Source organism: Streptomyces flavidovirens DSM 40150, from assembly GCF_000429085.1.
Lineage (GTDB): Bacteria > Actinomycetota > Actinomycetes > Streptomycetales > Streptomycetaceae > Streptomyces > Streptomyces flavidovirens.
Genome location: NZ_AUBE01000003.1, coordinates 1 through 13,329, shown reverse-complemented (window position 1 = coordinate 13,329; position 13,329 = coordinate 1). Strand labels below are relative to the sequence as shown.

The window sequence follows — 13,329 nt, the reverse complement described above, 5'->3', positions numbered from 1 at the left end:
TTCAGGACATCTCGGTCGCGTCGAGCAGCAGGTACCCATACCGGGCCTCCGCCTGCGGATCCCCGAAGTGCGCCGCGGAATCAGCCGGAACGATCGGCAGCTCCACCCACTCGGTCTCCGACCCGCGCGGCTCAACCCAACTCCACGCTCCGTGCCACGACGCGGGCTGCGGTAGCACCACACCTGCCTCCGTCGGCTCCTCCCCCGCCCGCGTCCGCCGGGCTTCCTCGGCCTTGTCGACCCGCTCGGCCGCGAGCAGTGGGCCGAGCCGGAAAGACGCCCGGATCCGCCGCATCGCCTCTGACACCAGGTCGTCGGGCAGCTGGACCTTGGTCACCGGGAGGATGTCCGTGGTGGCATGCACCGCCGCGTACGGATCCATCAGCAGCGTCAGGTGGTGCGTCACCGGCTGGTCCGGGGTGCGCGCGGGCACGGCCAGGCCGTGGCCTTTGTCGATCGGGGTCAGATAGCCCCCGCCGCCCTCCGGCATGACCGCGTGGAAGAGCTCGTACGAAGTCTCCTGGTCGGGCCCGGTCGCCCCGGCGAAGTATCCGATGAGGCCGTCGCCGAGCCGCTTCTCGTTGCCGAGCCGGACCGGCCAGCGGTAGCCGTCGTACTCCTCCTCCGACTCCCCCAGCACCTGGTCCCAACTCGGGTTGCTCAGCAGCGGCCCTTCGAGCTCGACGCCCAGATCGGCGCGCACCAGTGCGAGCGGGCGGCCGATGAGCCGCAGCGGAGAACCGTCCTCCTGGGCGGCGTCGTCCAGGATGGTGTCGAGGGTCTGGTCGATGGTGTCGAGCAGACCGGTGAGTGCGGCGGCGGGTTTGTCCTTCAGGGTGCGGACGAACCGAGCCAGGTGCGGCATGGCGTCCTCGAACTCCTGGGCGTCGACGTCGGGATAGGGCGAGCCGGGGAGCGGTAGCCACACGCTGTCGTCCGCGCCGTCGATGTCCTTGACGACGCGGAGTTCGCCGAGGGAGACGCCATCGGGACCGTGGACGACGAGGGTCTGGTCGAGGTGGTTGAGCAGCAGCCAGCCGGCCAGGGGGTCTTCCGTCGTGGCCGCACGGGCCATCGGCGAGAGCCGCTGTCCGTCCACGGCGCGTACGGTCTCCAGCCGGACGCGGGCGCCCTGGAGGAGACGCGGGCCGAGCTGGACGAAGCGGGCCGTGCCGATGAGGTCCTCGTGCAGGACGCTGTCGGGGGCAACGCTCTCCGCGAGGGTGAGGGAGACCTGTTCGTAGTTGCCGCTGTTGACGATGTCGTAGGTGCGGCCGAAGCGGTCCACGATGCGCAGGTCGTGAAAGGCGAACTGGCCGGCGCGGACCGGCTGGAACGGTGTTCCGGGGTCGTCGGCGGGCGGTTCGAGCGGGCCGCCTTCCGGGACGCTCTGGATGTCGCCGACGAGCCTGGCGATGGCCTCGGGGACGTGCACGGTGGTCCTGGCGGTGCCGTCCTGCTGGACGAGCCAGTCGTGGAAGCCGTCGAGGCCCTGGGAGAGCATTCCGGGGTCGCCGAGTTCCTCGCGCAGGGCGAGGAGGCCTTCGGTGGGAGCGCCGGAGTAGGTGTCGAGGTAGCGGTCGATCTGCTTCTGCAGGACGAACGGCGCGCTCGGGGTGAGGAACGCCCGGTTCTTGAAGGTGAGCCAACGCAGGTCGGCTTCGCCTCCGCCGGGCTGGGCTCCCCGGCCGGACCATTCGTAGCGGCTGCCGTTGAAGGTCCAGTAGGTGGTGTCGCCGGCCTGGAAGGGCGTGGGGCAGTACTTCAGTTCGTATTCGAGGTGCATGGGCAGCCAGGGCTGCCGCCACGGCGCGGTGTGCTCGGGGACGGGCCCGGCGACGGCGGCAGGGTCCGCGAGAGCCGCGTCGAGAGCACCGGGGACCCGGGCCACCTGGTCCAGGAGGGCGAACTCGGCGAGCAGCGGGGTGCAGGCGTCGGGGAGCCCGGCCAGTCCCGGGCTGGGCGGAGTGGTGGGCCGGTCGTAGGTCTTGCCTCCGACGGTGACCCGGGTGATCAGGGCCTCGGGAAGGCGGCAGGGCAGCGGTGTGTCCCGGGTGAGGGGTTCTTTGGCACCGGTGTCCTTGATGAGCACGACCGGGTCGGCGGGGCGGTAGTAGGACTCGCGGGCGGTGCGCTCCAGCTGGTAGCACGGGTCGAGTCCGCGTTCGGTCGCGTACTCCACGATGTCGGCCGCGAGTTCCTCCGGGGTGCCACCGGTGGGCAGTTGCCTCAACAGCACGAATTGTTCGTCGAGCAAAGCCTTGGTCCGCCCGGCCAGACTCGTCGCATCCCTCTCGTTGAGCTGGACATCAGCTGCGGCGTCGAACCCTGCGGGGTGCTCAGGGGTGAACGCGGGAACCGGCTTGTTGCGCAGCCACCAGATGTTCCACAGGCGCTGCTGAGAACGGCGGAGCCTGGGCGTGAGGTCGTCGTACTGCCGTTGGACATCGTTGAGTTCGGTCAGCCACCCGGGTTCCGGCGGCGGGGGCGGCAGCTCGTCGTCGCCTTCGACGGGGCGCGCGGTCACCTTCCACACATAGCCGCCGTTGGAGCCGGAGAACCAGGAGTGATGGGTGAGGGTGTCGAGGTCCTCTTCGCCGTCGGCGGTGTCGAGTGTTTCGAGGGTGCCGTGGAAGAGCGAGCGTACGAGGTCCCCGGTGCGCGCGGACCGAGTCTGGCGGGCGGCCAGCCGGCCGAGGGCTTCGGCGCTGCTGCTGCCCAGCGTGAGGATCTCGCTGAGCTCGATGTTGCTCGGTTTGTCGGACTCATGGGTGGCGCCTTCGCGCTGCCAGTCGACTCCCAGCGCCGAGCCGCTGTAGAGGGTGCGGTCCAGGGCGTCGGCGGCGGTGCCTTCGGGGGTGTCCCAGCCGAGGGCTTCGAGGAGGTCGGCCGTCCCGCCCGCGCCCGGCGGGAGCAGGCCGGGTACGGACGCGGCGCGGTTGAGGTAGTCGAGTGCGTCGTCGCTGTACCAGCCGACGACGAAGTAGCTCAACATCGCGTCGGGCGGGTAGTTGTCCAGGCCGCCTTTGAGGTCCTCAAGGGTGTCGTGGATCGAGAACACGTCTTTGTTGTACGGCTGGTAGGCCGCGAAGCCGGGCAGTCCGGGCCCGGCCGCGGTCAGGTGCGGCTTCTGGGCAGGTGGTTCGGTCCACGGCGCCTGAGTGAGGTCGTGGCGGCGGCCGAGGAAGGTCAGCTCCAGCGGAGCGCCGTTCGGCGAATCGGGGTTCGGGTGCTTGTTGGTGCCGTACACGTCGTTGCCGTCGGCGTCCTGGACCGGGCGGCTCTCCAGGTAGTCGCTCTGCACGATCCACCCGACGGCCTTGCGATCCGCCGCCGCCGCTGTGGTGCTGTAGCGCACGACCAGCCAGCGGTTGGGGACGAAGGGGAAGGTCGTCTCCCCCGTCGCCTGGTCGTAGTGCCCGTTGGCCAGCGCCTCGGGCAACTGCCACTGGACATAGACGCCTTCGCTGTCCGGGCCCATGGTCTCGGTGCCGACGCCGGGGGGCGGCTCCGCGCCCGCGCCCTCCTCGATCATGGCGTCGAAGTTCGGCGTCCACCGGTTGAACGTCTCGGCGGTGCGGGTCAGCCGGTTGACGACAAGGGCGTTCACCTTGACGGGGACGATCAGGTCCGTGGCGCTCATCAGGCGGTCTCCGTCCGGGCAGCGGTGCCGGTGGGGCTGAGGATTTCCTGTTCCAGCGGGGCGTTGACGAGTTCCAGGGCTAGTTGTCCGGGATCCAGGTCAGTGAGCCCGAACTCCCGGGCCAGGGCGGGCACCAGGCCGCCCGTGCCGAACATCTGAAGCACCGCGGGTCCGGCGTCCGGGTCGGAGCGCAGGTGGAGGTCGAAGAGGCTGCCGGTGGCCGGGTAGTAGGTCTCCAGTGGGGTGCCGATCGGCGGGTCGGCGGCCAGGCTGCGCAGGCCGAGGCGGTTCCCGGAGTCGATGCCGTAGTGGATACCCTGTCCCGGTTCGCGGATGACGACCTTGTCGGGAACGCCGTCCCAGAGGACGAGCAGGATCCTCTTGTCCGGTTTGGCGCGGCGCAGTTCGGTGAGGACGGTGCCGTCCTTGAGGTAGGCGTTGACCTTGATATCCGGCCAGGCGGGGATGAGTTCGGAGTGGATGAGCAGCCCGCCGGCGGCCCGCTTCGCGCTGCCCGACCGGGCGGTGGCCCGGTTGAGCTCGGGGGCGAGGCGGCTGTCGACGGAGGTGTGCACGCCGACGTCGGCGGCTCCGGCGACGAGCGCGTCCAGCCAGCCCTGGTCGAGGCGGAACATCCGGAGGGATTCCAGGGGCAGCATGCGCGGGTCGGGCACGAGGTGGTGGAACGGCACGCCCTGGAGCAGGCCGAGGCGGGCCTGCCAGGTGGCGATGGCCCCGGCGTTGCGTTCCGCGGTGGTCCGCAGCAGGGAGACAGCACGTTCTTCCGCGAGCACGGACCTTGACTCTGTACGTGTCACTCTCAGCTGCGGCGTCCTGCGTCCGGCGTCGTCCGAGACCTGGGGGCTCTTGAGCCCGGTGCTGAGCCGCTCACGGAAGCCTGCGGAGGCGAGTTCGCGCAGCGCGCCGAGGGCGGGCGGGGCATCCGGGTCGACCGAGGCGCGCGCCGGATCTCCGGCCAGCGCCATCAACGTCGTCGCCTGATTGGCGAGTTCGCGGCGGGCCCGGCTGACGGCGGTGGTGTATTCGGGGTCGGCCAGGCCGATGGTGCGACCCAGAGTCCAGGCGACGGCATAGCTGACGTCGAAGGTCCCGTGCTCGGGCTCATAGATGAGCGCGTGGTCGGAGGTGGTGTGCGGGCCGGGGCTGTGCTCGGTGGGCACGTCGAAAGCGGTGACCGGGGTGGCCGGGCCGCGGTACCAGGCGAAGGTGCGTTCGCCGGAGAGGGTCAGCTGCGGGACGGCGGTGTAGCCGAGTGCAAGGCGGTCGCGGACGTAGTCGTCCTCGGTGTCGTCGGTGACCGGTGCGGTGACCGACAGACGCAGGGCGAGCTCTTCGGGATCCTCGGCGCCGTGGGCGACGAGGTTCTCCAGCAGCGCTCCTGGGTCGGCGGCGGGCCCTTCGCTGCTGGTGAAGCTCCAGCTGTGCAGCGAGCACAGGCGTACGGCCGTGGTGCCGCCGGGCAGGGTGCCGGACAGGCGGCCCTCGAAGCCTTCGAGGGAGACGAGGTGGACGGCGTAGTTACCGGGGTTGTGGGGGAAGCGGTTGGCGTTGACGACCGCGTACTCCCCTTCTTCGAGGACTTCGCCGTCGGCCCGGGCCTTGTTCACGTCGACGACCTTGCGGACGTGGGCGAGGTAGTACATCTCGTCGTCGCGCGGGGCGACCGCGTTGAAGAGGTCCGCCGGGACGTCGATGGTCCGGCACTTGCTCCGGGCCTCAGCCTCGTCGACGCCGCCGGACGGCAGGTTCGGGCCCTTGACCCCCGCCTCGGCAGGGTTCCGGAGCTCCTCGACGGTGCGCAGCACGGTGTCCCCGGACGCGGCGGGGTCGTCGGGCAGTTCGTTCTCGCCGAAGACGAGCAGGGCGAGCCAGGGCGGGCGGGCCGGGGGCTGCTCGACGCGGGTTCCGGCGAGGTTGCGTTCCCAGGGCAGGATCGACCGGCTGAGGGTGATGTGCGGCAGGGTCCTGGTGTAGGCGCCGGTGCTCTCGCGCGGCGGGTAGTAGGCGTGGACGGAGGCTTCGCTGAGCACGAAGCGGACGGCCTTGATCTCGAAGGTCTCCTCGGACGGGAGCAGCTTGTCCTGGGCGTCCAGTTCGCCGCCGGGGTCGCTGAGGGTGTTCTTGACCACGACCCGGTAGTCGCCGGGGGTGGCACGCGGGATCAGGTGGTCGAGGAAGTGGATGCGCAGATCCGGTTCAGCGGTCACGGCCGGTCACCTCGTCGCGGTGGTGGTCAGGGGCGGGGTGGTCAGGCTGCGGCCGGCGAGTGCGGCGTAGCCGGTGAGCGGACTGTCGGTATCGGCGCCGGGTCCCGCGCCGAGCCGGGCGAGGGTGCTGAGCACGGCGGTGCGGCGGGCCTCGACGGTGGGGGCGGCGACGGTGTTGACGATGGTCCGGACGCTCTGGTCGTCGGCCCGCGGCTCTGGCCCGGCGGGGTCGGACACGCGCAGGGGCATGCGACCCTCCGGGAGTCCTTCGTACGAAAGCGCCTTTGAGGTGACGGGCCCGGTGTCGGTGCCGTAGTCCGGCTTGGGGAGGGTGATCCTCAGTCCGGTGAGGCGGTTTTCGAGCAGTTCGTCGCCGTCGAGCGCATCACCGGGTTTGGCCAGGGGCTTGCCCCACAGGCCGGGGGCGACCGTGCCGGTGACCGGTTTGACCACCCAGTGATTGTCGGTGGGGTGGAAGGTCGTGCCGTCCTTGGTAATGGTGACCCGGTGGGCGGAGGTGACACCGGTTTTCCGCATGGGGCGGATGTCGATGGTTCCCTCGTCGGACTGCTTGATCAGCCGTTCGTTGATGTACAGGTGCGAGGCGGGGATGCCGGCTTCGGTCGTGAAGGTGAATCCGGCCGAGGAGACGAGGGTCGGTTCCTTGGCAGCCGCACGCCGGGCGATCTCGCCCTGATCGGCGTCGGCGAGCAGGCCATCGTTGGGGATGACCCGGACGGGTGCGGGGATCTGGGTGCGAAACTCGGGCCAGTCCACGGTGGGGGTGTTGTCGCGGGAGGAGCCGAAACCGAAGCTGAAGGAGATGAACCAGAGTTTGACGGTGGCCCGGCCCCCGAAGGGCGGCAGCCACAGGTGGAGGTCGATGCCGACCTCGACGGAGATGCGGACCCGGACGAACCAGACCTTGATGGTGGCCGCGACGCCGATGCTGATGCCGAGCCGGACATCGAGGTAGAAGGGTTTCCACTGGACCAGCACGTCGAGGTGTGCGGTGAACCACGCGGAGAAGATGCCCTTGTCGTAGACGGCGGCCAGGCGCCCGCCGAACATGAACGCGGCGGGGGTGATCGCGGCGTAGGCCTCGGCCCGCACGGTGATGTCGCTGGCCGGGGACCACACGAACCCGAGTCGCTTGGGTCGGGGGTAGTGCGTGGGGACGTTGAAGGCGGGGTGGTAGCCGCCGAGGCTGATGGCGAAGTCCCCGGCGCGGCCTCCGCCAGTCCAGACGTAGACGGCAATGCCACCGGTGAGTTCGATTGATGGATCGAGCACATAGCTGCCGGGCAGCAGAGCCACGTCCATGGACAGGCAGTGCTCGGCGGAGCTGAAGCCGAGGCTCAGGCCGATGTTCACCTTGGCGATGGCCCGGGCGTTCGGGTTGAGGGTGCGCGGCAGGCTGACGGAGGTGCGGCCGAGCAGCATGGCTTTGACGGAGTCGCCGAGTTCGATGACGGCGAGGGCTTTGGTCTCGATGAAGCCGAAGCTGGTGAACTTCACTCCGGCGGCGATCCAGTACTGGCCCTCGGTGGGGCGGATCCAGCCGGTGGGCCCGGTGAGGGCCTTGAGCGCGTCCTCGGGGGTGTACGGCGTCGGGGCCGGCAGGCCGGGCAGGGCTTGGGCGGCGTCCAGCCTTGCCACCAGAGGGAATTCGGCGATCTCGGCGCCGGTGGGGACCTTCTTGAAGGAGCTGTTGATCCCGAATCCGGCGGAGAAGCCGGTGACGGTGAAGGGTGGCGGGCCGAAGACTGAGGCGCCGCCGAGGAGGGAGATCTCGCCGTAGATGAAGACTGAGTGCCAGCCTTCGACGCTGCGTGCCCACACGGCCTGGGCGCCGAGTTCGACCGCCATCGCCTGGACGAGGATCAGTCCGGCGAGTTCGAAGTCGAGGGTGGGGTCGTCGGGTGTCTTGTTGAGCAGTCCGCCCTTGAGGCCGATGAGCCCGTCGGCGGCGGTGGCTTCAACGTTCATGCCGTGCAGGAAGGGCAGCAGCGGGAAGCCGCCGCTCATGCCGACGTAGAAGCCGAGTCCGGCGACCTGCCAGGTGAGAGAACCGATCGTGACCTGGCCCTGGAGCTCGATCAGCAGGCCTTTTTTGAAGTCGTAGCGGAATACGATCGACGAGAGGTAGACCGGCCCGAACTGCTTGCCGATCACGAACTCGTATTCGAGTTTCGGCTTGTCCGGGCTCTCCGGAGCCGGTCCGAACTTCGGCGGGACGGTGATCACCAGTGCCGGGGTGGGATTGCCCATGACCGCGAGGTGGACCGCCGCGCTCACGTTCTTGCCCAGCGGGACCCCTGCCGCCGCGTTCACCACCGGCAACTGCTGGAGCGGGCCGAGGTTGTACTCCGTGACGACCCGGTTGATCTTGATGACGTCTTCGGCGCTGAGGTTCTCGGAGACGTACATGATCTGGAGCGCGGGCAGGGACAGCAGCCCGTTGCCGATCATGGGTCCGACTACCGGCAGCCCGGAACCGTCCCAGTCCGTGCGGGCCCGGACCATAGCGACGGTGGTGGCCTTGACTTTGCCGTCCTGGCCGGTGCGGCCGAGCACCGTGGTCCGCAACACCAGCAGTTCCACTGGGTTCGCTCCGGTGCCGTGGTCCACCGGCGCTTCGGCGGTGACCATCAGGTTGTCCATCTTGCCCATCGGATGCTGGTGCAGCTGGACCCGCTCCAGCCAGTCGACCAGCGGTCCGGGCAGTTCGACGCCGTACTCGCCGAGGGCTTCGAGCAGCGGGGTGATCAGCAGCGGCGGTCCGTCGAGGGGCTGGGCCGTGCCGATGGACTCCTTGCGCAGTTCGGCGCGGAACTCCAGCGGGTCGGCGACCGCCCCGCCGAGCTGGAAGCCCACCCAGGGCCCGGTGCCGGGGCACCGTCCGGCCGTGGCCGCGGACTGTCCGGCGGCCAGCAGGACCCGCAGTGACCGGCCGCCGGACAGTCCGGACAGGTCGACGCGGGCGACGGCGGTCTGGAGCAGCCAGGTCGCCGGGCTCGCCTCGAAGAGCAGCGCGTCGACCGCCGTGCCGGTGGCGAAGAACCGGGCGCTGGCCGGCATCTCCTCACCGGCCAAAGTGACTTTGCCGGTCACTGTCAGAGCGGCGCTGTCGGCAGTCGCCTCAGTGAGGGTCAGAATGCCGCTGGGCAGGTGCTCCAGGGACTCGGACTCGCCGGTCAGCCCGAGCCGCCCGGTGTCGAGCTCGAACGTACCGGCACCCCCCGCCGGGAACAGTGCAACCAGTTCGTCGACCGTCAGCGCCATGGGTGACCCCTGCCTGTGGACACGGTTGGGTGAGGCGCCCGCGGAACTGCGGGGCCCCTGTGCCGTTATGTGCCGTTACGGAAAATAAAATATGCGAGGTTCACGGAAACATCAATACGGAGCGTGTGCGTGGCACAGTCATCCGGCCATTACGTCTGGAAAACACCGGCCTGGAACCTGGAAATGGACACCCCTTTTCCGTCAAACGCACTTTTACGTGAGGGGATTTAGAGTATTTTACGGGCTGCCGAAAGCGGACACTTGACCGAAGGGCCATTCGAAGAATCGATTCGGCCAGCGCATTTGTAGACGACCGAGTCCGCTGCCCGCCGTCCGCTCCACTTCGCGATCCGCCGTCCCGAATGAATGGCCGAATTATGGGATTCAGCCATGTGCCCCCAGGGCAGCGTCAAAGTCAGTTGATCAGGCGCCGGGGCCGTCCAACCGACGGGCGGACGATCCGACCGTGGGAACGCTCGGTTTGGACGTGCTCCTCCGCTTCGGGGACCGCGGGTGGCAGAGCTGCCTGGACCCGGGCGAGCAGGGCCGCCCGGTTGCCCTTGACCGCCAGGACGTAGTCGGCGTGACGCTGTTCTACCAGGTACGCGACGGTGCCGCGGCAGGTGTGGGCGGCGTCGACGTTCTGGAGCATCCGTCGGGTGGTGGGTTCGCTGGCCGGCGCGGTGCCGGCCGGACATCGGCGGTCGGCCGGCGCCGACGGCACACTTCATCGTTCCCGTTGATGGGCCATCGCTGGTCTGCGGGATGCCCTGCGCTTGCGAGGGTGGAAGAGGTCGGCGGGTTATCGACTAACTTACGATGGACATCGTGCCGGAATTCGAAATGGTCCCCGCCACGTTGAACGACACATTCAAGTTACCGCTCTGCGGGGCGCCCGGATTTTCCCTCACGGCGACATAGATCCAAAAACACGGTCCCTGATTCGAAAACGATAGATCGACGTCCGTGAAGTAGAGGGCATTTCCAACCCTGCGGCATCGTAGGCACGAGAGTAACCGCGAGTGTTGGAAACTGTCAGATGAAGGGGACCGCCCGACTGCGTCACGAACTCCAGCAGAGTGGGGTGCGGGATAAAGCAGCTAATGTTTCGCGCGCCGCCCCCTGTACCACTTGCCCACACGCCCGGGAAAACTGACTGCGTCGCCTCGTAGCTCGATGGGGGTCGGTCGGTTCGAGATTAACCTCAGTCACTGCGGGTTCCATTCAATGAATGGCGTCGCCGGGGACGACGCCATCGTGCTGCGGGACTCGTTGGACCGCTCTAGTGCTGGAGGGTCTGGTGAGAGCTCCGTCTTCCGTGCGCCCGCGAAGGCGTGTCTCACCCGGATTTCTACCCGTCTCACTCCAACACGCCCGAACAGACCCCCTGTGACCGCTCGCCAGCCCGGCGGTCCCGCAGTACATCTGAAGAAACATGACCGCGCACGACGGCTACCCCAGCGACCTCTCTAGGCAGCGTCTTCAAATGATCTCGCATGGTGGAGCATGGTGTCGTGATACGTCGCCATGAACCGTCCGATGCCGAGTGGGAGTTTGTCCGGCCGTTGCTGCGTTTTCGCCGGTGGACGGCGGACGGGACGTTCGACCGGATACTGCGGGCCGCGCAGGCGAAAGCGGACGCGGCGGGTGACATCGAGTGGCTGGTGTCGGTCGACTCCTCTATCGTCCGGGCTCACCAGCACACGGCGACAGCCCGAAAAGGGGGCTCCGCGACCCGGCACTCGGCCGGTCCAGAGGTGGTCTGACCAGCAAGGTTCACCTGGCTTGTGACGGCCGGGGCCGTCCGCTCGCCTTCGTCGTGACGAGCGGCAACACCAACGACTCCACCCGGTTCACCGCCGTGATGGAGGCGATCCGGGTGCCCCGCATGGGGCCGGGGCGACCCCGGATGCGACCCGATCATGTCCTGGGCGACAAGGGCTACAGCTCGAGAGCGATCCGCACCTGGCTCCGCCGCCGCAGCATCGCGCACACGATTCCCGAGCGGGCGACCAAGCCCGCAACCGGGCCCGGCGAGGCAGCCGCGGAGGCCGCCCGCCGGCCTTCGACCGCGAGGTCTACAAGCGTCGCAACGTCGTGGAACGCTCTTCAAACGCTTCCAGCAGTGGCGCTGCATCGCCACCCGCTATGACAAGACCGCCCCGCCCTACGAAGCAGCCGTCACCCTCGCATCACTCCTGATGTGGGCGTGACATTTGACGACAGAACCTAGGGAACTCGGCTACGACGCGTTCGGTTCGGCGTGGCTACCCCCTCGGAGTGATGGCTGCAACCCTGCGCCGCAAGACAGACTTGCGACACCTGGTGGCCACACCCATGGACATGAGGTGTGATGGGCGCGGACTCCCGGTACACGATGGGCCCTTCGCCACATCAGCCGCGACGTGCACACGGTGACGTTTTGGGCGTCTATACCGGGCGAGTGATCGCACCGGCCCTCGGGGCACGCGGGTGCTGCCCGCATGCGCGGGCTGACATCTGGTGTTGACCCCGCAGCCTTCGAGCCGGGTCGGTCTACTGTGCCAGCTATGGCACGCACTCGGATGCGCCATCGCTTTGGCCCGCCGGAGGGACAGCCCATGACACGCCAGCTTGTTCCCGGCCACCAGCAGCCGGCTCGTCAGCGCGCGCTGGTCTCCGGCTCGGGCCGGGGCAACTCGTCCAGGTCGAGTGTGAAGGTGCGCCCGTCGGCCAGATCGATGGGGAGCTTGCCGGTGCCGTACTTGTGCGTGTGCGCTGCGATGTAGCCGGTTCCGGTGGGCTGGGTGTGGACGACGACTTCCGCCGCGTACGGGTCCACCACCAGGTAGACGGGGATCCCGTAGCGGCCGTACTTGGCGGTGCAGTCGTCGTAGTCCTTGCGTGCCGAGGAGAGGGACACCACCTCCGCGATCAGCAGGACGTCCTCGAACCTGTAGCGCTTGCCCTGCTTCTGCGCGTCCTCGCGCAGGATCGCGAGATCGGGGGCGGAATTTTCGTCGGCCGGGAAGTCGATGTACACATCGGAGGTCACCTTCGCCTGACGTCCCAGAGCGAGCGTGTCGATCTGCATAGAGCGGATCGTGCTGGAGTGCTCCAGGCTCTGCGGAGTCATGATCACCTTCCCGTCGGCACCGAAGAAGACCGTGTATCCCTCGGGGAACTCGGTGTGCATGATCGCCTCGACGCTCATCAGCGGCTCCTTCCCGTCGCCTCCCAGAATACGATCGGCACGCGTCAGCCGCGGACGTCTCGCGGCCTGCGTGGGCGTGGTCCCCCGCCGAGCGAGCGACGAGGCGGGGCGCTTCTCACCGGTTACAGCCTCCTGGACACCGAGCGGGTCCTGGAGCCGCCAGCCGATGACCCCGTGTCTATACCCGAACTCAGATGCTTCTAGGAACACCGGTGAAGGCTTCTTCATTTTCCGCAAGCCCCCCGCCCCCTTGGATCTCTCCGCCGGTGCCGCTGTGGACCTCGCCCTCGAGGTTGGGTGTAGCCACCAGGTCATCACGAGCGGCCCCAGCTACCAGCCGGACAAGGGGGTCGACAAGGACGCAGAAAAACCGGCATGGTGTGCGGCGTGTCACAGGTGGGGGCCGTGGGATCATCGTCGTGGCTCCACTCCCACGTTCCCTGTAAACGCCCAGGTCAAGAAGGGCAGGGCCGCGGCCAGGCGGAGCAGTGGCGCCCGTTTCCTCGCACCAACGAGAAGCAATCGCCACACGAGAAAATACCCCTGCAGGGACGTTTCCGCAGGTCAGAACGTTTTTCTTTGGTGGGGCGGGTGGGACTCGAACCCAGTTCAGTGACGCGTCCCACCTGCGAAGATGCCGAAGGATCGGACATATCTACCCGTTTCCATCCGGCTGCATCCTCCTCGATCCTGCTCGATCGGGAACCGTTCGGCGTTCGCCGCACCACTTCCTCTGTGCCCCGCACTCCCACCGCATCCGCAGAGTCTAGGAGGACTCTGCTCGCCAGCGTCCCCGAACCACTGCGTAGATTGCCATGGACCCCCCACGCCCTGGCTCATGTTCGCGCACTGCGTGCAGTTACGTTACGTAGACACCTCACGTTGCTAGTACTCCAGTTGCACTTTGCTATTGCCGCTGGTCAAAGGCTTGTTTTCGAGTGTAGCGAGCTGACTGTCCGCCATGTTGCCGGAGTTCGTGA

At 68.1% G+C, this 13,329-nt stretch carries 5 protein-coding genes and 1 pseudogene; 1 reads left to right on the top strand and 5 read right to left on the bottom strand.

Annotated elements, in window-relative coordinates; all coding sequences use genetic code 11:
* Position 1: 1 nt before the first annotated feature.
* From G412_RS0105280 to G412_RS0105265, 4 genes are all read right to left on the bottom strand, one after another.
* Positions 2–3,643 carry a hypothetical protein gene (locus G412_RS0105280; RefSeq protein ID WP_028811142.1) on the bottom strand — a complete coding sequence of 1,214 codons (3,642 nt, stop codon included), beginning with the start codon at positions 3,641–3,643 and terminating at the stop codon, positions 2–4.
* Positions 3,643–5,871 (bottom strand): hypothetical protein, encoded by a 2,229-nt coding sequence (locus G412_RS33415; protein WP_051338158.1) that lies wholly within the window; start codon positions 5,869–5,871, stop codon positions 3,643–3,645. Before G412_RS33415 ends, G412_RS0105280 begins: the two co-directional genes overlap by 1 nt.
* Positions 5,872–5,877: 6 nt before the next feature.
* Positions 5,878–9,156 (bottom strand): DUF6603 domain-containing protein, encoded by a 3,279-nt coding sequence (locus tag G412_RS0105270; protein WP_051338157.1) that lies wholly within the window; start codon positions 9,154–9,156, stop codon positions 5,878–5,880.
* 415 nt (positions 9,157–9,571) lie between these two features.
* The gene (locus tag G412_RS0105265; RefSeq protein WP_157839062.1) at positions 9,572–9,808 is read right to left on the bottom strand and encodes a hypothetical protein; all 237 of its coding nucleotides are present in this window, start codon (positions 9,806–9,808) and stop codon (positions 9,572–9,574) included.
* An 844-nt stretch (positions 9,809–10,652) separates the two neighbouring features.
* On the opposite strand from G412_RS0105265, the pseudogene G412_RS37735 reads away from it, so the two are divergent.
* Positions 10,653–11,369, top strand: a pseudogene (locus tag G412_RS37735) (IS5 family transposase).
* A gap of 428 nt (positions 11,370–11,797) precedes the next feature.
* On the opposite strand, the gene G412_RS0105255 reads toward G412_RS37735, so the two are convergent.
* A complete protein-coding gene (locus G412_RS0105255) occupies positions 11,798–12,349 on the bottom strand; it encodes a Uma2 family endonuclease (protein WP_028811138.1) in 552 nt (183 codons plus the stop codon).
* Positions 12,350–13,329 lie beyond the last annotated feature (980 nt).